Raw genomic sequence first — 21,173 nt, 5'->3', positions numbered from 1 at the left:
GTATCATAATTTGAGAGTTTGTCGCTGCATCCACATAATATTTTCGTCGACTAATGGTAGTTGCCAAATGGCTGTGCCGTCGTCTTGGTAGATGCGATAAAAGCTTAAGCTCGCTTGAGTTAGATGTTGTTTTCTTAACGCTAGATAGATGATTTGTGCGGTATCTGATAGCGCGTTGGGTGAAGACAATGTGGTTTTACCGACTTCGATATCAAAGCGTTCCACCTGACGTTGTTGCCATTTTTCTGTGGTGCGCTTGAATTGGCCACGGATCTCGTAGCGAATAGGCGTGGTATAGCAGTCTTCATCGGTGATACAGGCGGCAAAGTAAAAAATGCCGCTATCAGGTGCTAAATCGACCAGAGATATACGGATATCGCTGCGAACGAGACGATTGTTATCAAACGAAAAATATAGATCGCCATGGTAAATCTGCTCTTTTAAGTTGCCCTGATGCTTTCTAAGCTCTGGCAGGTCTAGCTTATTATAGGTTTTTTGCTCCATTCTTATTTTAGTGGTCAAAAAATCAGACAGGGCGAGTTGGCTACCGTGGTCTTTTTCAGCGCTAATGTTGATCAGCTGTTTTCCACTGCATTGACCGTGTTGATAATCCGGACAGATGGCAAAGCTGTCCATCTTGGCGCTGAGTAGGGCGAAACTGGTAAATGCGTTAAATGGTGCCAGCCAATTAGGTTCGTTACCGATCTGGTTAGCAAAACGCTGATTGATGATATCAGGGCTCAATGCTCGATCTATTGCAGGGGTAAACACATGTACCTCACCCGCGACATTACTGAGCTGACTCGCAATCAGGTTTTCGTTATAAGGCGTTTGGCTATGAGTGAGATAAGCGTAGCCGAGTAATAGGCTAAAGATGATAATGGCAATGGAAAAAAGCAGGACGGCTGTTGGCTTTTTTATGGTAGAGAGTGCTTGGTTGTGACCTGATAGGTGTAATACATAGCCATGCCTAGGAATGGTCTTGAGCTCAACTTCTGGATAGTTGGCTAGTTTTTTTCTCAATACACTAACGCACTGTTGTAATGATGATGCTGAAACCACTCTGTCGTGCCAACCTGCTTCTAATAAGGCTTCACGGGTGATTAACGTGCCCTGATGTTTGAGCATTAACTGCAGAACGGCTGTTTCGGCATAGCTGAGTTCGATACGTGATAAATCCTCAGCATCGACTAGGTGCTGTTGAGTCACGTTTAAGCTTAGCGTTGGCGTTAATTGCACAGAAATTCTCTAATAAAACAGTTATCTAATTGAGTATATTCTGACGTTTATAGCTGGGGAAATTGAAGCCCGTAAACTTTGATCCAGTTCCTGCTTTATAGCTAGCTTGCAGGCTAGCGCAACAAGTTTGCTGGTATAAGAAAATCGACTTACGTATATCAATGGCAAATTCAGATCAAACTCGTAAAGGGAATCGCCGCGCGAACTTTGCTAACTCTTGATAAAAGTTGCAGCCCAACGCAAAGCGTTGGGCTGCTGATGTGCTTGCAGGGACATCAATTACTTTTTGGGTTTAACCTTAAAGGTTATGCACCTGTTTAAGGTTGTCTAGCGAATGGCAAACGGCGCAAGCTTCTACTTGTAATTCGTTGGCTGTAACGCCAAATCGGCCGCCGTTTTGCTCCATGTGTGCACGTACCGCTTTGTTGATCACCATCTTACCGTCAGCATCTTCTTGCTTAGCATGGCAGGCATAACACGTTGCAGAAACTGGTGAAGTATACGCATCAACAGTGATATCAATCGCTGGGTGTGCTCTTGAATCTGGGTTGTAATCTAGATCCAGTGCCAATGGGCGACCGACTGCCGTTAGGCGTTCAACACCGAAGGTATCGCCTTCGTGACAGCGGTAACAGTTAGCTTTATCAGCAGGGAACTCAATATTACGCACGCCGTTTGCACGATCTTGGGTCGCACGTTGATTGGTGTGCAGTGAGTGCATCCATACCTTGTGGTCTGGATGGCTTACCGTAAGCTGCTCAACATAGTCCCAATCACTTGCTTTAGTGTGCATTTCTCGAATTGCTTGAGTTGGCGGGGTGTTCGGGTTATGACAAGCTAAGCATGGATCAACAATGTCGGCTGTTGAGCTTAAGAAACCTGGCTTACCGCCTGGCATCATAGCGCGCTCTTCAAATGGACGTACATGCTCGCCCAGTTCGTCGTGATCGTGACCAGAGAAACAGGTGGTATCTGCTAGCTCTTTGTTGATCTCAGTCTTGCGACTATGACAGTTACGACAAGCAAGCTCTGAGTTGTCGTTAAACTCATCGTAGCCATGGCACGTTCCACAAGTCTTGTTGCTAACAATCAAAGGACGCTTAGCTTCAGGTGCGTCAGTTAGGCCGTCTTTGTTGAAGAACCAGCGCTTGTTAGCTTCTGCATTTTTAGTATGTCCTGCTTGATCGCAGCTCACGAGGTTTTGCGCGTCGTCGAAGCAGTAAATAAAGCGGTTAGTAATAAAGCCTGCGTCATCAATCAAGTCGCCAGAAATAGCATCTTGGGTAACAACTGGGCCCATTAGGTAAGTAAATACGTTGTCTTGAGACTTGTTTAGTGGTGTACGCTCACGTTCGCCAGCGGGAGTGTTTCCGCTGCCATCTTGGGTGATGTCTTTCTTGTTACTCTTAACAAAAATGCTGTAACCGCGGCTGGTGGTAAAGTCCACCGAGGTGCCCCAGTTTACATAAAGCTGCAGGTTTTTAATCCAGTCGGCATCAGCAGGGTTATTGTTTGCAACAGCAATACGTTGCCCTTGTCTATCAAGCATGGCAAAGCTGATTTCAGCAAAGTGCTCACCGTTTTTTTCTACGAGCTTAGCGTCTTCAAGGCTGATGTTGACGATATTGCGCTGATCTTCCTCTACTGCTTTCTCTGAGTTACTCATATGAACATCGTAAGTATTCTCTGGTGAGTGACAGGTTAAGCAGTTACCGTTATCAGGCTGAGTGCTATGGTCATATACTGGATTGGTGGTCATTTCGTGACAGCTTGAACAAGCCTCACGCGTTGGCACTTGGTTCCAGTTAGTCGCTTGTAGCTCAGTCTCGCTGATTTCTTTTGCGTGACAAGTGGTACAGTTGCCTAGTGCCTGCGGGGTTATACCAATATGCGCAGTGTGTGCTAATACCGGCCAAACCATGGCAGGATTATCCATGTTGTTATTGGTGTGGCAGCTGGCGCAGTTTTCAATGTTGGCACCGCCATGTTTAATCGAGGCGATATCATCGTGACAGCTTAGGCAAGAACTGCCGTCGATGATGCTGCGATTGTTGGTGATTTCGCTACCATCAAGATTGAAGTCAGAGATAACTTCAGTTGTTGGCAGGTTGTCCGTTTCTAAAACGCTAAATAATACGCGCTGGGTGTATTCGCCATTGTGGCTGATATCGCCAGCAACTAAAGCTGCACTCATGGTGTAGCTGTAGCTGCCGTTCATGTTGTCGACTAATGTGCCTGCACAGCCTTTAGCGGGTGAACAGGTTTCACCAGCAAGTTTTTGCCACTGTGAACGCTCGCCTTCAACTTGCGGCATTAACTGGGCTGCGTTTAACTTAATTGCGGCAATCTTTACCACTGGAATCGCTAATTCGCTCTCAGCGCTAAAATCAATCGTTAGCGTGTTATCGGTAATTGTCGTTTTATCGATTGTTACTGTAAGCACTTTAGCCTGCGTGGTTACGTTACCACCTGGCTTGCCATCTTCACCGTCTTTACCATCATCGCCGGAACAAGCCACGATGCTCATTGAGCAGGCTGCTACAAGCGTGGCATAGCACAGTCTTGTTTTGAATTTGTTTGCGTTCATCATCACTTATCTCTCTTTATATATTTTCTTTAAGTCGCTTGATTTATCAACGACGCAAAAAAGTGTGCCTCAAGCACCGATAGCGCAACGTGAACAGCTACCTATTTATAGTTATATTGAAGTTTTTTAGGCCGATTTCAGCCGTTTTGAGCTGTTTTGAGGCTTTTTGAGTGGGGGCATTGAGCAAAATAAGCCTGATTTCTGCAAAACAGCCATTGGCGGCTGATATGGTTTCATCGCGAGGAGTGGTATTATCTGCAGGTTAACACTCAAACGTAGAGCCTAATTGTGACCAGCATTTTCTTTAATCGACATTACCCAACAATCGAATCGGCCTGCGAGCGCTGGGGACTGGTTTATGATCCTAATGCAGAGTTTGAGTTGGTCTTTGAAGATAATATCCTGACGTTAATCAAGCGCGATGAGCCAAAGCTGAAAGGGATCTCTGTCGATTTCGTTTCAGGCGCGGTTGCCCATCGTCGTAAATTTGGTGGTGGTCGCGGCCAGTCAATCGCCAAAGCGGTAGGACTTAAACAGGGCGTAATGCCTACAGTGGTTGATGGTACCGCAGGGCTTGGGCGTGACGCCTTTGTACTGGCAAGTTTAGGTTGCAAGGTGTTAATGGTTGAGCGTCACCCGATTGTGGCTGCGTTATTAGAAGATGGCCTGCGCCGTGCCTATGAAGATGCCGAAATTGGTAACTGGATGCGAGAGCGTATGAGCTTGTTTCATGGTTCGAGCATTGATTCACTCGCCGATGCGGCAGGGGCGTCGAATATCGAAGTGGATGTGGTGTATTTAGATCCTATGTATCCGCACCGTGAAAAGTCAGCATTAGTGAAAAAAGAGATGCGCGTGTTCCAGTCGTTAGTTGGTGCCGATCTTGATGCCGACGGCTTACTTGCACCTGCAATGTCATTAGCCACTAAGCGCGTAGTGGTTAAGCGCCCTGATTATGCTGATGATTTAGATGGCGTCAAACCGAGCATGGTGATTGCCACTAAGAAAAATCGTTTCGATGTTTACGTAAAAGCGGCGATGACAGCTTAGTGGGATGATATAAAGCGTAACGTTTTGGATTGGATAAGACTCTAATCTGCGAATTTTCCGTAAAAATGGCCTCTTGTTAGATTAGCTAATAAGAGCTTTTTTTTGTCAGGTTGTTAATGCGCTAGATAAACAGTTGAGCATGATTTTAGGTGACACTAAGTGAGCATAAAAATAATGCTTATATTCAAGATGCAAAAAGTATTTGATTAGGCTGCAGAAAAAATACAGCAAGCAGCCTGATTAATCTGAGGAAAGTAAGTGAATATAAAGGCTAGTATTCAAGACGCAGTGCTCACGCCATTTACTCGAAGTATTTATCAAAAGGCATCTCTAGTTATCGGCTTTGGGTTACTGATTTGGTCTTATTTTTATGATGCTTTGGCTTTCTCTGTTTGCTTTACTGTTTTATTAACCCTTTACGCGATTGTGAGTTTTGCTTTTAAAGCGAGGCAGCGACAGCTTATTTATCTTAAAAATAATGTGGTTGTTGTCGTAAAGTCAGTTCTAATGTCTGCTTTTGATAAATGGGTATTTGGCTTTTTTATTGTTATTAGCATCGTTAGTAATACCTATGCTCTGGCCAATATTAACTTTATAGCCATTGGCATCATAGCGTACCAGTTTTGCATATTAATTTTTATTTACCGACTGTTACAGCGTCAATGTGAATTTGCTTTACCTTTGGATAGTCAGTATCTGCTGTTAGAAAATGAGCAGTCTAACTGTTTGCTGATTAAACGTTTTGACATCTATTTCTTAGAACAACAAACCGAAGTGCTACCACAGCAAGCTGAAGGTATAGAGCAAGCAATCGAATATATAGGCTCTATCTCGCTAGAAGAGGATGATGCAGATGGGGTAATTGCCACTCTAAATCAGCATCTATCAATGACAAGAGGGCGCACAGTGACTAAAAAGTCATGGCGAGCCAGTGTTAAACCATTTCTATTTGCTATCGCGGGTATATACACCTATGTTTTTCTGCTACCAGGCTTTTTTAAAGCAATATTGCCAGTAGGTCCCTATCGAAATAAATTTCGTGATGTCATTTATAGGACTGAGTCTATGTCAGATATGGGGGTGGTCGTTATGATGGTCATTACTTTTATCATGCTTGCCTTGCCGAGCTTTGTATTCATATTTACCTTCTATAGCGATATTAAATCTCGCTCTTTTAAGGCTGTTTGCACCACTAGAGATGCCGTTTGGCTGCTAACTCCCGGTACTTCTAGTTCTTCTAGCATTAGTGGTCATGAATCGAGGACGATATTGCGATCTACAATGAGTCATATTGCTTGTGCCGATATTCAAGTAGCCGCAGAAGATAACACTCCGCTGCGTTTATCTATCGATGGTGATATAAAACTAATTGGGCGTGACGACAACTTAATCTCATTAAGCAGTTGGGCTTGGAGTGGACGATTCATTCTCAATCATTTAGTTAAGCTTGGGCTGCCTGTGAGATTAGTACAACAAGCTAACCAGCCAAAGGTTGAATAACCCAGCACATTTGTGGATGTATCCGCTCAAGAGCTAGTTTGGTGGGAAGTCTTGTAATCATTAATATTAAAAAGCCTAGCTATTTTAGCTAGGCTTTGCTGTTTTTGATTATTCGTTATTAATATAAATACAGAACCGAAGCGAGGCCTAAGAAGCAGAAGAAGCCCACCACATCAGTGACGGTGGTTAAAATGACCGAGCCCGACAGCGCGGCATCTTGATTCATTTTCTGCAATATCATCGGCACCATTACCCCTGCAATGGCCGCTACCGCCATATTAATTAAAATAGCCGCGCCAATCACAGTGCCAATAATGGGATCGTGAAACCAGTAGCCGGCAATCAGACCAATCACTGTCGCCCACAGCACACCATTTAAGATACCGATACCGAGCTCGTTTTTTAGCAGTGACATGACGTTACCTGAGGATACCTGCCCCATGGCCATACCGCGGATCATCAAGGTGAGTGACTGACTACCTGCAATACCGCCCATCGATGCAACTATCGGCATCAGTACAGCTAAGGCAACCACTTTTTCCAGCACATTTTCAAATAAGCCGATGGTGGCTGAGGCTAGAAGTGCGGTCAATAAGTTAATGCCTAGCCAGACTGCGCGGCGACGAGCACCAACGGTAATTGGCGCGAACAGATCGTCGTCCTCGTCCATACCTGCGGTTGCCATTAACTGCGCCTCGTAATGCTCACGCACGAGTGCAGTGGCGCTGCGCAGTGTCATGCGACCAATCATAATGCCGTTGGTATCGACGACGGCAATTTCTAATTCGTTACTGTGTTCAATGGCTTCAGCGGCTTCAATTAAGCTGGCATCGGCGAGAATCGAGCGACTGTCTTCCCAGAGCAGGCTAGCGAGTGTGCTCTCTGGTGCGGCACGAAACACATCGTGGCGACGTACGCTGCCAATATATTTGTCATCATCATCGAGCAGGAAGACATGATCATTACAGTCGAGTTTAATACGGCGAAAGAAGCGCTGAGCTTGTGACACGGTTGAGGTCAGGTTTAACGCTAAGAATTGATGCTCTGCGTAACGGCCAATTTCATTTTCAGAGTATTGGTCATAGCGATCGTAGTGCTGTCGTTGGCGCTCGCCCATTTGTGACAGCGCCCGCTCGGTCATGGCGTCAGATAGCGTATCACTCCACTCAATCAAATCTTCAGGTGAGATCTGAGAGAACAGCAAGTCTAACTCAGCTTCAGGCATCTCATCCAAAATGCCATTACGTGGATCAGCACGCATCAAGTCTAATACGCCAATGCGCTCACTCGTTTCAACTTGCAACCAGCGCTCGTAACGTTCATCTAGCGGTAATGACTCTAGCAACAAAGCCACAGTACCGGGCTCGGCTTCTTCTAGCATGTCATGGAATAGTTCAGCCTGCTGCTCGCCCTCTGCATTGGTCAGTTGCTCAACCGATTGGCTCACTTCGACCATGGCTAACTCAGGCGTTTCATAGTCTGTTTCGCTTTGATGTTGGCTGTTATCGATAGGGTGTTCATTTTTTGGCAATGACATGGTTAACCGACCTTAAAGTGAGGCTGTAAAAAACTGCGCAACTATATTGATTAACGTGTTAACTCGCAATGGTTTTGTGAGTCGTTATTGTGTGTAATTCGTGGGAATAATAACATTTTGCAGCTTTGATGTGGTAGAGGTTGATAGTTCCGATTTGGCTGGAAGTGCTAACAATACATACATGCTGTTTGGGGTGTTCGTTATTGAGAGGATAAACCTTACACTTTATCGGTATTTGTGCTGCCAAAATTGGCATAGGATATCCTTTACTATAAACATTGAAGGGCTCTCCCATGATTGAACAAGGACAAACACTGCCAGCGGGTACATTGGCACAACTGACCAAAGATGGCATGGTTAACCATGACGTTGCAGCGCTATTTACCGGTAAAAAAGTGATACTGTTTGCCGTGCCTGGCGCGTTTACGCCAACGTGTTCAGAGGCTCACCTGCCGGGTTTTGTGGTATTTGCCGACCAATTAAAAGCCAAAGGCGTCGATTTGATTGCTTGCGTATCGGTTAATGATGCCTTTGTGATGAAGGCGTGGGGCGAAGCGCAAAATGCCTCAGAATTAATGATGCTGGCCGATGGCGATGCTAGCTTTACTAAGGCACTCGGGCTAGAAATGGACACTGCTGGTTTTGGTGGTGTGCGTTCACAACGTTATGCCATGGTTGTCGATAATGGTGTGGTGACAACGCTTAATGTTGAAGCGCCTAAGTCGTTTGAGGTCAGCACGGCTGAAGCGATTTTGGCTGCACTATAACGGCATTTTATATTTGCTAGATTAAGGGAGCCTTTGGCTCCCTTATGATGTTAAGCCACCCTAATCCCAAGATTGAGCTCGATATTTTCTACGCTCTGTTGCACCTCTTTGGCTATCTCGTCAGATTGCTTTGATGCCGCTTTTGCATGATTCCTTAAGCTAATAATGGCAGCGGTAAAGTCATCTAAATAGCACACCTGCTGGTGGCTATGTTTGGCGCCTTGCTGAGCCGTAATCGCCATTTCACTCGCTTGTGTTTGCACGCTTTGTGCGACTTGCCATAGGCTTTGAGCGCGAGCTCTTTGGCTCTCGCTGGCATCTTCGATACCTTTGACTCTTATACCTAATTCGCTATTGGCTTGAGTGAGTTGGTTAAGTATGTCCATGATCTCTTTTAGTGACACTTGAGTACGCTGAGATAAGTTGCGCACCTCTTCCGCTACAACGGCAAAGCCTCGCCCTTGTTCGCCAGCTCTAGCGGCTTCTATGGCTGCGTTAAGCGCCAATAAGTTAGTTTGCTCTGCAATATTGCCGATAACATCGATGATCTGTGATACATCGGTGACGGAGGTTGATAACCCCGTTAGTGCGTGATGACAGTGTTTGACCGCTGCTTGGGTTTCGTCTGTTGCATCCAAAACAGCTTGGGCTTCCTGTTGGCTTTGCTGCATCTGTAGTTGGGTTTGCAGTGCACTTTGCTCAACTCTCTCTGACGTATCGCTGACATCTTTAGCTAAGATACGAATTTGTTCCGTTTGCTGCTGAGCGGTTAGTACGACTCGCTGGGTCTGCTCCGTGCTGGCAGATATATGGCCAATACGATTAACGAGCTGGGATAATGAATTAGAGACTTGGGTCATCTGCTGGCGTTGCTGTTCATCTTCTTTTTCAAAGCGCTCAAGCAATTGATTAAAGTAGTTGGCTATCTGACCTGTTTCACAGCGTCTTTGGATGGCAATTCGTTCACGGCTATTTGATTTGGTGAGTTTATGGAAGGCTCTACTGAGGTGCTTTAGCGGATTAACCACTCGTTGCTGCAACACGATGAGGTAACTGACCGCAAAGATTATCAGGATAGATACCATGGAATAGATAGCAAACATCAGTTCCTGTTTGAGCTGTTGAGTTTGCTCTTGCTGCTCGATACCTAAAGCTAACAATTGCTGCTCTATGGCATTAATATCTTGGCTTAATAAGTGTTGTGAACGCTGGTTTTCAATCAGTAGCTCGTGGGTATTATTAATTTCTTTGTTATAACGACTGCTGAGACTGAGAAGTTCGGCTCTGGCATCTTCACCGATCTCTATCATTTCAGGCTCATCTTCACCGAGGGCAAATTCATCTAACTGCTGCGCCTGGTAGATCCCGATTAAAGTGAGTGAGTCTAGCTGGGCGTGCCAGTCTGTTAACTCAGTAATATGACTTTCAAGAATCGATTTTAATTGTTTATCTTTACCGACAAGGTAGCTATCACTAATCTGCGAAAGGTTATAAACCAGAGGCGGTAATAGCCGGGTTAAGTTTAGGTATTGATCCGCAAGTGCAGGGTGCTCATCTAAGCCCATAATGGCGTAATCTGCTAAACGACTGTTGTAATCGAGCATTTCTGATTCAGCGTGGGCTAATAGTTGCCGAGGGTTGCCAGCCAGCTTGCCTGCGGCGCGATAGTCGCTATCTAGGGCATGAATAAAAGCGGTGACAATCTGTTGGAGTGGCTCGGTATTGAGGTCGTGCAGTGTAGCAATTTGCGTCTGCATCTGTTCGAGTTCGCCCTTGGCATTTTTAAGTTTACTGCTATCGCCACTGGCAAGGTAAGTATCGATCTCTCGCCTTATGTCGACTAAAAATCCTTGCTGGATCAGTTGAACTTGTAGGGTTTGTTGCTCGATAAACTGACGTCTATCGTTGCTCCAAAGTATGACCGATGCCAATAGTGCCGCAATCAATAGTAAAGTTATAGAGGCTGCAAGGGAGAGGGTTGAGATTTTCATTTTTCACGCCAACTGCAAGAGGTGGCGCTAGAATATGGCATTTGGGTTACAAAAAAATTACACAGGAACGGTTAATTAAAAGCTATTCAATTGGCAACCAAACTTGGGCATGCAATCCGCCCTCGCTACGATTGGTGAGGATCACCTTGCCCTGATGCCTATCTACGATACGTTTGATAATCGCGAGTCCTAAACCTGAGCCGACACTACCTCTGGCTGTATCACCTTGAGTAAAAGGTTGGAACAGTTTGGGGATCTGCTCTTCATCGATACCGGGGCCGTTATCTTCGACACTAAAGCCGATGTATTTACCGTTAAATTGCGAGCTAATTTTGACCCAACCGTTGCCGTAGCGGTAGGCATTTTCGACTAGGTTGCTCAGTACGCGTTTGACGGCAATACCTTGCATCGGCACGTTAGGGCATTCAGTGAGCTCTGAATCAATATTGCCTTCACGGTTAGATTCAGCTTGAATCACATCTTGAATTAGGTCGTTGATCTGCTCAAGCTCTCGGGTACCTTCTTGGTCTTGACGAATATAAGAGATGAACTGATTGATGATGGCATCCATATCTTCTATATCGTTGACTATGCCATCTTTTAAGTATTGATCTTCTTCAACCATCATCTCGGATGCTAATCGAATACGGGTAAGGGGCGTGCGCAGATCATGGGAGATCCCGGCCATTAACAGGGCGCGGTCTTGCTCCAACTGCTTCATGCTATGAGACATCTGATTAAACGTGTTGGTCACCTCAACAATCTCAGTAGACCCGCTTAGTGGTAAAGGTGCGGGGTAATCACCTCGTGACACCGCAATCGCCGCTTTTTGCAATCTTCTCAGTGGACGGTTTTGTTGGCGGGCGAACCACCATCCTCCCGCCACACTTAAGGCGCCAATGACCATTAAATATAAGGTGAGTGGAGAAAGGTTTTTCTCATTGAGTCCGGTTAGTGGCACCCTGATCCAGATAGAGGGAGCTTGAGGCGGGCGGATCCAGATCTCAAACTCTTCCCCTTGAGCGATGCGCACTTCTGCTTCACCTCCAAGGTACTCAGACATCTGAGAAGATAAAAAACTGTAGTAAACAGCACGGTCAATGCCGGCTTCGCGGGCTTGTTTCTGGTTATAAAACTGCATGGTGTCGTCGCGCACTTTAGCATTGAGCGCATCGACTATAGTGAGGTGTTCGCGGCCGATATCAACGCCGTCAACAAACAGTAATTTAACTTGCCTCGCTATTAGTTGGTTTATCTGCTGATAGCTGGGTTTAATAAAGTAAACGGCAACAGAGATGTATGACACTAGCTGATTGGTTAGCAGTAAGCAGCCAATTAACATGACAGTTTGGCTGAAGGAACTGCGTGGCAAAAAGCGTTGCCACCATCGTCTGTTTAAGGGCACTTAGATGTCGTCACTTAGATATCGTCGTCTAGCTATTTTCGTGATTGGCCGTCGGGCACAAACACATAGCCCAAGCCCCATACCGTTTGAATATAGCGTGGGTTAGCCGCGTCGTTTTCAATCAGTCGACGTAGGCGAGAAACCTGCACGTCAATCGAACGCTCTAGAGCGGAGTAATCACGACCACGGGCAAGGTTCATTAATTTGTCGCGCGATAGGGGCTCACGTGGATGGCTGACCAACACTTTAAGCACTGCAAACTCACCGCTTGTTAGGGCGATACTTTCTTCGCCGTGATGCATTTCGCGTGTGGCAAGATTTAGAGAGTATTCGCCAAAAGTGATCTCTTCTTCTTGCTGAGTGGGGGCACCTGGTACTTCTGGTGTTTGGCGGCGCATAACGGCTTTAATACGTGCCAGCAACTCTCTAGGGTTAAACGGCTTGGGTAGGTAGTCATCGGCGCCGAGTTCTAAGCCGATAATTCTATCTACTTCATCGCCTTTAGCTGTCAACATGACGATAGGGATCGGGTTACCCGTTTGGCGTAGTCGACGACATATAGACAGACCATCTTCGCCCGGAAGCATAAGATCCAGTACCAGTAGATGGAAGTTTTCGCGTTCTAATAAGCGGTCCATTTGCTCAGCATTGGCTGCGCTACGTACTTGATAACCTTGTTCCATCAAGTAGCGTTCTAATAAAGCGCGTAGTCTCATATCATCGTCGACGACGAGAATTTTTGAGGTTTCTTGTCCCATGCTTTCGGTCCTTTTTTCTCGGCTGCCAACCCTTCTTGGTAGGCAAATAGCTGATATTGAATGCGATTGTTCCTAATATAGCTGTTTTAATATGTTAATGACTAGCAGGCATTTTAACTTATAGGTTAATACTGCGAGTTAAATCCATTTCAGCTTAAATTAAGCTTTTGAATATTAATGAAAATATAATTTATCTGCGGTGTACCTGAAATTGTAAGCAAATTGATAGCAGCAACTTTTGTGGTTATATTTTCTATATGGCTATTTGATGCGGTATGGCTCAGCTTGACTGGATCTGTGCTATGATTTTTGTCCATCAATTTTGATTAATTCCTTTTAGAAAGTAGAACCTATGAGAACCGCTATCGTCACCCGTGAAGGTTTCGAGAAATTGCAAAAAGAGCTAAATTACCTTTGGCGTGAGCATCGACCTGAGATCACTAAAATTGTGAGCTGGGCTGCGAGCTTGGGCGATCGTAGTGAAAATGCTGATTACACCTTTAATAAAAGAAAACTGCGTGAAATTGACCGTAGGGTTCGATATTTACGTAAAACCTTAGAAAATGTACAGATTGTTGATTACTCTCCAGCACAAGAGGGTAAGGTATTCTTCGGTGCTTGGGTCGAAATTGAAAACGATGACGGCAATAAACTGCAGTTTAAGATCGTGGGCTATGATGAGATTTTTGGTCGTAAAGATTACATCTCAATCGACTCGCCTATGGCGCGTGGCTTATTAAAGAAAGAGGTCGATGACGAAGCTGTGATTAAGACGCCTAACGGTGAGCAGGTTTGGTATATCAATCGTATTTCTTATCAAGGCTTTGAGGCGTAACGTCTCTACCTTTCTGACAGATTAAGCGCAGTCAAACTCATTGGCTGCACTGTTTCATCATGCAAATAACATAATTGTCTTAGTATTAGCATTAACCAAATCCATGTGCTGTGGTATCTTTGGCGCAATACCCTTTATCAACTAGGCTCGACCTCTATTTATGCAAAATATTGCACAGCTCATCGCTGAGGAACTTAATGTTCGTCAGCAACAGGTTATCGATACCATTTCATTACTCGATGATGGCGCAACCGTGCCATTTATTGCCCGTTACCGTAAAGAAGCCACAGGTGGCTTAGATGACGCTCAACTGCGTACCCTATTTAGTCGTTTAGGCTATTTACGGGATCTTAATGATCGTCGTAACGTGATTTTGTCGAGTATTGAAGCGCAGAGTAAGTTAACACCTGAGCTGAAAGCCGCCATTATTGCTGCCGATAGTAAGACGCGCCTAGAAGATCTTTACCTTCCCTACAAGCCAAAGCGTCGCACTAAGGGGCTTATTGCTATTGAAGCGGGCATCGAACCGTTAGCCGACTTCTTATTAGCGAATCGCCAAGCCGATTGTGAAGCGGTTGCTAGCGAATATATCAACCCTGCTGCTGGTTTTAGCGACGCTAAGGCCGTACTTGATGGCGCACGTTTCATTTTGATGGAGCGTTTTGCTGAAGATGCTGAGCTGCTGCAAAAAATTCGTACTCAAGTTGAGCAAAATGCTGTTCTTGAAAGCAGCATGGTTAAAGGTAAAGAGAAAGAAGGCGCTAAGTTTAGAGATTATTTTGAACACTCTGAAAAGCTGACCAAGGTGCCATCACATCGTGCACTTGCGATGTTGCGTGGTCGCAATGAAGGCATGTTGAGCCTGAATGTGAATGCCGATCCGCATCAAGAGCCGAAGCGAGCGAGCTATTGTGAAGTGATCATTATTGAGCATTTCAAACTGGGACTCACAGATACTGCCGTTGATGCTTGGCTTAAAACCGTGGTTGCCGCGACGTGGAAAGTGAAGATTGCGCTACAGATGGAAACCGAGTTTCTTGGCCGTATGCGCGACAGCGCCGAACAAGAAGCCATTAAGGTATTTGCACGTAACTTAGGTGATCTACTGATGGCGGCACCAGCGGGTGCTAAAGCGACCCTAGGTTTAGACCCCGGTCTTCGCTCTGGCGTAAAAGTGGCGATTGTGAACGACACCGGCAAACTGGTGGCGCACACGACTATTTTCCCACACGCTCCTCAAAATCAGTGGGATAAGTCGGTAAGAACCTTAAGTAACCTCGTTAAAATGCACAAGGTTGAGTTAATTGCAGTGGGTAACGGCACTGCGTCGCGTGAAACCGATAAGCTGGCAGCAGACTTAATCAGTCAAGTTAAAGCTGACTTGCCGACATTGACCAAAATTATGGTCAGTGAAGCGGGCGCATCAGTGTATTCAGCCTCTGAACTAGCCTCTGAAGAGTTTCCAGATGTCGATGTGTCTATTCGCGGCGCAGTGTCTATTGCGCGGCGTTTACAAGATCCGTTGGCGGAACTGGTAAAGATTGAACCTAAAGCGATTGGTGTTGGTCAATATCAGCATGATGTGAGTCAGAGCCAGCTATCAAGCTCGCTAGAAGCGGTGGTTGAAGACTGTGTAAACGGTGTAGGTGTTGACGTTAATATGGCATCAGCAGCGCTACTTGCACAGGTTGCGGGGTTAAACAAAACCTTAGCGCGTAATATCGTGACTCATCGTGACGAGCAAGGCCGTTTTAACAACCGTAAAGCATTGCTTAAGGTGGCGCGTCTTGGGCCTAAAGCCTATGAGCAAGCTGCGGGTTTCCTACGTATTAGTGAAGGAGACAACCCACTTGATGGTTCATCTGTGCACCCTGAGGCCTACTCATTAGTTGAGTCAATTGCTGCCGCAAAAGCGGTCTCAGTTGCTGAATTAGTTGGTAACTCAGAGCTGCTCAAAGCACTGGAAGCAAAAGATTTTATCACTAGCGAATTTGGTCTACCTACAGTAACCGATATTCTCGCTGAGCTTGATAAGCCGGGTCGCGATCCTCGTGGTGAGTTTAAGACAGCGACCTTTAAAGAGGGCGTAGAAGAGATTAAAGATCTGAAGCTAGATATGATCTTAGAAGGTGTGGTGACAAACGTGACCAACTTTGGCGCCTTTGTTGATGTGGGCGTTCATCAAGATGGCCTAGTGCATATTTCTTCGATGACAGACACGTTTATTGATGATCCACATAAGGTGGTTAAAGCCGGTGATATCGTTAAAGTGAAGGTGATGGAAGTGGATGCTGAGCGTCGTCGTATTGCCTTGAGCATGCGTCTTGATGATAAGGCCGGCGATGCGCCTAAGAGTGCACCGCGACCAGCCCATAGTGCTGCAAATAAAGGCGCTAATAACAAAGGTGCTAATAAGCCCTGCGGCCAACAGAAGAGCCATAAACCTAAGCAGCAAGCCAATGCTGCCATGGGCAACGCGTTTGCCGATGCTTTCGCGAAGTTAAAAAAGTAAGCATTATAAACTTCTAATTAGTGAGAGACACAAAAAAACCGACAACTGAGTTTGTCGGTTTTTTTATGCCATTTCTAAAAAATTTGGCAGTATATCGGGCTCGGTTCGCTGATAGTAAAAAGCTTCAATACGTACACCAAAGGCCTGGTAAAACTGCAAGCTCTCGTTAGGCATAAGGTGGTTGGCTTCGCTGGTATGGGTTGGCGGCGGTTGTTGTCCCGGCAGTTTAATATCGCTGCGCTTGAGTGGAGCCCGCTGGCTAAGCAGTTGCTTTAAATTTAAGTTGGCTGCTTGTTTCTGTTTTTCTTGACCAGATTGCTCGTGTTGCTGGGATTGACCTTGCTGCTTTTGTTGCACCGACTCGCGAAGCCGGGCTTGGTTTTGTGCCTGATCTGCGGTGCGTTCATGCTGTGGATTAAAGGCGCGTTCTTCATGACCTTTAGTGGCTTGTTGCGGCGCTATAATCGGTGGGCGCTGTTGACCATCGGTGCGCGCAGCATCGGTTGCAGCATTAGATGTTGCAATCGGCACGTTGGGATAGTTGGTCACCACTAACATAATGTTTCCCACTGAAATGTGTGGTTAAATCTTAATCGAATTCAGCGTAAAAATAAAGCGCTATGGCCAGAGTCGTTTATCTGTTAGTTAGTTTGTCTAGCCAAGGTTTGTAGCCATCGAGAAACTCGGCTTGATGGCTAATAAATGGTGCATGGGAAGCTTTGGCTAGTAGCATATCTTCGCTGGCTGAAACCTGTGGCATAGCCGTTATCATTCTGCGAGGTACTAGGCCGTCTAATCGTCCCCACACTCTTAGCCAAGGCTGCTCTATTTGGGATAGCTGCGAACGTAAGTCGACATTTTCAAGCATGTCTAAGCCTTGTGCTAATGCGCTCTGCTGAGCGGAAGGGCGAGCCTGTACTAACTCACGCAACTGCTTAATATCGCCCTTGGCTGTTTGACTGCCCATAGCTTGAATTGCTAAGAAACGCTCAACGGTTTTATCCAGATCTTGAGTCAGCTGGCTGGCAAACTGGCCTAATACCTCAGATGGGATCCCCGGCCAGTTTTCTCGGGCCATAAAACAAGGTGATGAGGCTATGGTGCACAGTGCTGATACACGTTGCGGCTGCTTAATTGCAGCCAGAGTGGCAACGAGCCCACCCAGTGACCAGCCAGTCCAAATGGCCTTCTCTGGTACTTGTTCCATAATGGCGTCAAGCCAATCTTCAATATCGCCCATAACGGCTTGGCTATGGCCAAATCCCGGCAGATCGACATAGTGGAATCTATAATTGTTTAATGCACTGTGAAGTGGAGTAAATACGGCGCTATTAACCCCCCAGCCATGGAGCATGACGACGTCAGGGCCTTGACCGATAGATTCAACATGTAGCTTTATTGGGCTCACTTAGGACCTCATAGTGTAACGATGCAACATTGAAAGGCTTTGCCTAATCCATGTTGTCTTTGGTTAACTGGTGAATATTGAAAAGGATTTCACCTATCAAGATAATATTCTGGAATAGAGTGCTTGCGGCTATTTTACCCAATCGCTGTTTGATGTGCCATCAACATATTGAGGCTGCTCAGCGCGGAATTTGTTCTGTGTGTTTACATGCTTGCCGCTATCAAGCGGATATCTGTTTGGGGTGTGGCAGTGAAATGCCACTGCAAATCCCTTTTTGTGGACGCTGTATGCTTGCTTCAAAATTAAAAGTGATTGCCCCCTGCAGCTACCATCAAGGGATGGGGCATTGGGTTGGGCAGATTAAGTATCAGGCTCAATTTGCAGTGATAGACGTGTTAGTCGACGCCTTAGTGCAGCGGATCTTATACCTAGAGTATTTAGGCTTTATTGAGCTACCACAAGTGTTGATTGCTGTGCCACTGCACCGAAAAAGGCTACAACAGCGTGGCTTTAATCAGGCATGGTTAATTGCGCGTGCACTGTCAAAGCGGCTTGATATTCCCCTTGTCGATAATATGCTGTTAAGGAGCAGAGACACACAGCCACAAGCTGGCCTAAGTGGCAAGTTACGCCGTAAGAACCTTAATAATGCTTTTGAGCTTTCAACTGAGTTTAATTGGCAGCGAGTCGCCTTGATTGATGATGTGGTGACAACCGGAACCACGGTTGATGAAATCGCGAGGTTATTGCAGCGTAAGCATACTCAGGTGCAAGTGTGGTGCCTCGCAAGAGCAGAAGCACCGGGCTTGAGTTAATCTTTATGAACACTTCTCTCTATACGCGCTAATGCAGCGCAGGAATAAAATAGAGCGCGTTAGCATAGACTTTTTGGCTGCCTAACCAGATATTTCTAAAGAGCAAATTATCAGCCATCCCCACAACAGCGCCTTGATTGCGAGACTCGATGATAATCGCGGGCGAGTTGCTAAAGCTGCTCTGATATTCTTGGGCTAAATAGCCGCTTAGCAGAGGATCCGAGGTGTACTTTGCTGCCACGGTAAAGTCGTTAGTTGTTTGCGAAAAGCCTAGCACTTTGTTTTTCAGTACCGGAAGCCGATCGCCATTTAGGCCAAAGTTAATTGGATGGCTAGTATCAAGTTTTAACTCCAAGATAGCGCCGCCAATTTCTTGCTTCGCTTTGAATGTAGGCTTTTTGTCGAAGGTTAAGCCGTCGGCATCGAATAGTTGTTTGTAAAAACGATCGCTACGTAAATTAGTTTTTAGCAGATTCGAATTACTAAGCCAATCTAGCGCACCTTTTTGTGCTATCACTACGCCCCCGTTTGAAGCAAATTGCCCCAGCTTACGAGCAAACCTTTCATTTAAGGTGAGGTAGTTACCATCGGCCATAATAATGTGGCTGTAGTCACTGAGTTTTACTGAGGCAAGGTTATTAATATCGACTAAGGTAGTGGCCACTCCTAAGGTATTATCTAGGTAATACCAAAGCTGACCCACTTCGGCAATTGAGGTGCCTTTGCCGCTGAGGATTAATGGCCGGATGGGCTTAATGACCTTAAAGTCAGGGCTACCAAGATCGATGCCTTTTTTTGCGGCGCTGGTGTTCACTGCCACAATGTTAACCTTAAGTTTTTGGGCGAATTTGCCCACCTTCTGGCTGATCTCGTTGGCTGATAAGTTGTCCTGCTTTAACGGAATTTGCAGTGTCCCTGCAGCAAAATCTATCTCTTGCTCGGCTACGACAAGGCTAAAGGGTTTGGCCGCAAATTTGACCATGACTCCCTGCTCTAGAAGTTGTTGAAGTAGCAAAGCCGCTTGGCTCTCGCGCCAATCAACTAGCAAAGCAACAGTAGTACTGTCGTCCCAACTATCGGGCTTAAACTCTGGTGCGTTTTGACTTAATACACTTAACTCGAGTTTGATATTACGGCGCAATGTTAGGTCGAAAGCATGCTGTAAGTTCCAAGTTGAAATGTCATAGAACGTCGGGTCGATAAACTCTGTTCTATCATCAAACATGGCTTGAAGTAGTGACGACTGCGCCTGATTTTGCGGGATAAAAATACTGCTGTTGACCTCGAACTCGATACCACCCTGGGTAAGCGGATTAGTGAGATAGTAATACTCTATCTGATGTTGAGTTAGCAGCTTAGCCAGTGCGTTAATTCGGCCTGGATCATGATTTGTGCTCAATAACAGTCCAGCCTGGCGAGGTTTTTTCTTCATCGCTTGTTGGTGTTTGTTTTTGAAAAAGTCAGCCTGGTATTGCTCAAGTTCAGACTTTAAGGCTAGCGCGCCTTTGAGGCTTGATATTGAAGTGGCATATTGATTTTCTATCGCCTCTTGCAAACTCACCAGACCATTTTTAGAGTCTTGCTGTTGCCCACGGGCACTGGCTTGTTCAAACAGCACCCCTATGGCGCCGTTAATGTCAGGGTAGGTTGAGCCTTTGCCATAGAAAAAATCATCGAATAATTGACGGCTGAAATAGCTCTGCTTTTTATCATCGAGAGCAGCTTGGTGATAAGCGGCCAATTTTGCGGTTAACTTTTGGTTTGCTGCTGGCGTTAATGGGTGGGTTCTATCTGGCACACCGGGCTGAAAAAAGTATGTGTTGTTATGGCCCATCTCATGAAAGTCGCCGACATAATGCGGCTGCCAACGATGGAACAAGGCAACACGTCCCTGTGATTCAGGATGACGTAGAAACAGCCAGTCACGGTTGAGATCGGCTAAATAGTGATTGCTGCGACCTGTCGGCCAACCTTGTTTGTGTTCTTTGTGGTTAGGGTCGCTCACCGCCACTTTGCCAGCATAACCGTTAGCCCAAGTTGAAAAACGGTCTAGGCCGTCGGGGTTTTGGCTTGGCGTAATTAGCACGACTGCCTTATCGAGTAGATCGGTAACCCACTTATCTTCGCTGGTGGCTAGCATATGACTCAGTTTAATCGCGCTATGAGCACCGCTAATTTCATCACCATGAATTGAATAGGCTAGCCATATAATCAGTGGCCCACTTTGCTTGCCTAGATATTTGATCTGCTGTCTTTGCGCTAAGATCTCATCGAGTTTGGCTTGGTTTTCTGGCGAGGTGATAACCGCGGTGAGCTGTTGTCTTGCTTCATGGCTTTGGCCAGTATGTTCGATGGAGACTCTGGGGTTTTGCTTAGCAATTTCTTTAAGGTAATAGTTAATTTGATCGTGGCGCAGTAAACGCTCTCCCAGTGGGTAACCTAAAAATGCTTCGGGACTGGTTGTGGTTACGCCATAAAGGGGGTTATCGGTTAAACGCGTCTTTTTTGCTTCAGCAAAAAAAGAGGGGAATATCAAAAAAGCGCATAAAAAAATGAAACCGATTCTAAGCATGGAGTTTTTCGTTATATTTATAATATTGTTGTTAAATTAACAGCTCCACGTCGACAAAACCACTCTATGGGAAGATAAAAAACTGTGATCTAATTAGTGTTTATTCTTAATCTGTGAGCCTTAGGGGCTACAAAGGATTGCAGAGTAAGAGTATTATAGGGCTAATTCTTACTAAAACACTCAGGTTTATCCCTGAC

15 protein-coding genes are annotated in these 21,173 nt (G+C 45.7%); 6 read left to right on the top strand and 9 right to left on the bottom strand.

The genetic code is table 11. From position 1 onward, the window contains the following. Window positions 1–3: 3 nt before the first annotated feature. Both ACVBIU_RS03230 and ACVBIU_RS03225 read right to left on the bottom strand, forming a co-directional pair. Entirely contained in the window at window positions 4–1,239 is a 1,236-nt protein-coding gene (locus ACVBIU_RS03230) for a winged helix-turn-helix domain-containing protein (RefSeq protein ID WP_447163065.1), read from the bottom strand. A gap of 298 nt (window positions 1,240–1,537) precedes the next feature. Continuing rightward, window positions 1,538–3,829 carry a multiheme c-type cytochrome gene (locus ACVBIU_RS03225; protein WP_447163064.1) on the bottom strand — a complete coding sequence of 764 codons (2,292 nt, stop codon included), beginning with the start codon at window positions 3,827–3,829 and terminating at the stop codon, window positions 1,538–1,540. Between the two features lie 285 nt (window positions 3,830–4,114). Here ACVBIU_RS03225 and ACVBIU_RS03220 point away from each other — a divergent pair, with 285 nt between their 5' ends. After that, window positions 4,115–4,876, top strand: coding sequence for a class I SAM-dependent methyltransferase (locus ACVBIU_RS03220; protein ID WP_447163063.1), 762 nt, complete (start codon window positions 4,115–4,117; stop codon window positions 4,874–4,876). A gap of 258 nt (window positions 4,877–5,134) precedes the next feature. Further along, window positions 5,135–6,376: a hypothetical protein gene (locus tag ACVBIU_RS03215; RefSeq protein ID WP_447163062.1), complete on the top strand. Its 1,242-nt coding sequence runs from the start codon at window positions 5,135–5,137 to the stop codon at window positions 6,374–6,376. Window positions 6,377–6,494: 118 nt separating this feature from the next. Here ACVBIU_RS03215 and ACVBIU_RS03210 read toward each other — a convergent pair whose 3' ends face one another. After that, window positions 6,495–7,913: a magnesium transporter gene (locus tag ACVBIU_RS03210; RefSeq protein ID WP_447163061.1), complete on the bottom strand. Its 1,419-nt coding sequence runs from the start codon at window positions 7,911–7,913 to the stop codon at window positions 6,495–6,497. A 293-nt stretch (window positions 7,914–8,206) separates the two neighbouring features. On the opposite strand from ACVBIU_RS03210, the gene ACVBIU_RS03205 reads away from it, so the two are divergent. After that, window positions 8,207–8,680, top strand: coding sequence for a redoxin family protein (locus ACVBIU_RS03205; RefSeq protein WP_447159008.1), 474 nt, complete (start codon window positions 8,207–8,209; stop codon window positions 8,678–8,680). A gap of 50 nt (window positions 8,681–8,730) precedes the next feature. Here the strand turns inward: ACVBIU_RS03205 and ACVBIU_RS03200 are convergent, their stop codons facing one another. The 3 genes from ACVBIU_RS03200 to ompR all read right to left on the bottom strand — a co-directional run bounded on the left by ACVBIU_RS03200 (window position 8,731) and on the right by ompR (window position 12,834). After that, window positions 8,731–10,671, bottom strand: a complete 1,941-nt coding sequence (locus ACVBIU_RS03200; protein ID WP_447163060.1) for a methyl-accepting chemotaxis protein — start codon at window positions 10,669–10,671, stop codon at window positions 8,731–8,733. A gap of 82 nt (window positions 10,672–10,753) precedes the next feature. Then, window positions 10,754–12,076, bottom strand: coding sequence for a two-component system sensor histidine kinase EnvZ (gene envZ, locus ACVBIU_RS03195; RefSeq protein ID WP_447163059.1), 1,323 nt, complete (start codon window positions 12,074–12,076; stop codon window positions 10,754–10,756). A gap of 32 nt (window positions 12,077–12,108) precedes the next feature. After that, on the bottom strand, window positions 12,109–12,834 hold the full coding sequence (gene ompR, locus ACVBIU_RS03190; RefSeq protein ID WP_447159005.1) for an osmolarity response regulator transcription factor OmpR: 726 nt from the start codon (window positions 12,832–12,834) through the stop codon (window positions 12,109–12,111). A 352-nt stretch (window positions 12,835–13,186) separates the two neighbouring features. On the opposite strand from ompR, the gene greB reads away from it, so the two are divergent. Both greB and ACVBIU_RS03180 read left to right on the top strand, forming a co-directional pair. Further along, window positions 13,187–13,669 (top strand): transcription elongation factor GreB, encoded by a 483-nt coding sequence (greB, locus tag ACVBIU_RS03185; RefSeq protein ID WP_447159004.1) that lies wholly within the window; start codon window positions 13,187–13,189, stop codon window positions 13,667–13,669. Window positions 13,670–13,829: 160 nt separating this feature from the next. Further along, complete coding sequence (locus tag ACVBIU_RS03180; protein WP_447163058.1) at window positions 13,830–16,181, top strand: Tex family protein; 2,352 nt, start codon at window positions 13,830–13,832, stop codon at window positions 16,179–16,181. A gap of 63 nt (window positions 16,182–16,244) precedes the next feature. Here ACVBIU_RS03180 and ACVBIU_RS03175 read toward each other — a convergent pair whose 3' ends face one another. Both ACVBIU_RS03175 and bioH read right to left on the bottom strand, forming a co-directional pair. Continuing rightward, window positions 16,245–16,739: a hypothetical protein gene (locus tag ACVBIU_RS03175; RefSeq protein ID WP_447159002.1), complete on the bottom strand. Its 495-nt coding sequence runs from the start codon at window positions 16,737–16,739 to the stop codon at window positions 16,245–16,247. 76 nt (window positions 16,740–16,815) lie between these two features. Continuing rightward, window positions 16,816–17,589, bottom strand: a complete 774-nt coding sequence (gene bioH / locus ACVBIU_RS03170) for a pimeloyl-ACP methyl ester esterase BioH (RefSeq protein ID WP_447159001.1) — start codon at window positions 17,587–17,589, stop codon at window positions 16,816–16,818. Between the two features lie 77 nt (window positions 17,590–17,666). Here bioH and ACVBIU_RS03165 point away from each other — a divergent pair, with 77 nt between their 5' ends. After that, window positions 17,667–18,404 (top strand): ComF family protein, encoded by a 738-nt coding sequence (locus ACVBIU_RS03165; protein WP_447163057.1) that lies wholly within the window; start codon window positions 17,667–17,669, stop codon window positions 18,402–18,404. A 28-nt stretch (window positions 18,405–18,432) separates the two neighbouring features. Here ACVBIU_RS03165 and ACVBIU_RS03160 read toward each other — a convergent pair whose 3' ends face one another. After that, entirely contained in the window at window positions 18,433–20,976 is a 2,544-nt protein-coding gene (locus ACVBIU_RS03160; protein ID WP_447163056.1) for a M14 family zinc carboxypeptidase, read from the bottom strand. Window positions 20,977–21,173 lie beyond the last annotated feature (197 nt).

Source organism: Shewanella sp. 30m-14, assembly GCF_052977125.1.
The sequence above is the reverse complement of the archived record's forward strand: the minus strand, read 5'-3'. Positions and strand labels throughout refer to the sequence as shown.

Bases quoted from the DNA above. Each gene is read 5' to 3' on its own strand.
- ACVBIU_RS03205 (WP_447159008.1), top strand. From the start codon at position 8,207: ATGATTGAACAAGGACAAACACTGCCAGCGGGTACATTGGCACAACTG.
- ompR (WP_447159005.1), bottom strand. From the start codon at position 12,834: ATGGGACAAGAAACCTCAAAAATTCTCGTCGTCGACGATGATATGAGA.
- greB (WP_447159004.1), top strand. From the start codon at position 13,187: ATGAGAACCGCTATCGTCACCCGTGAAGGTTTCGAGAAATTGCAAAAA.
- ACVBIU_RS03175 (WP_447159002.1), bottom strand. From the start codon at position 16,739: ATGTTAGTGGTGACCAACTATCCCAACGTGCCGATTGCAACATCTAAT.
- ACVBIU_RS03225 (WP_447163064.1), bottom strand. From the start codon at position 3,829: ATGATGAACGCAAACAAATTCAAAACAAGACTGTGCTATGCCACGCTT.
- ACVBIU_RS03200 (WP_447163060.1), bottom strand. From the start codon at position 10,671: ATGAAAATCTCAACCCTCTCCCTTGCAGCCTCTATAACTTTACTATTG.
- ACVBIU_RS03160 (WP_447163056.1), bottom strand. From the start codon at position 20,976: ATGCTTAGAATCGGTTTCATTTTTTTATGCGCTTTTTTGATATTCCCC.
- ACVBIU_RS03210 (WP_447163061.1), bottom strand. From the start codon at position 7,913: ATGTCATTGCCAAAAAATGAACACCCTATCGATAACAGCCAACATCAA.
- ACVBIU_RS03180 (WP_447163058.1), top strand. From the start codon at position 13,830: ATGCAAAATATTGCACAGCTCATCGCTGAGGAACTTAATGTTCGTCAG.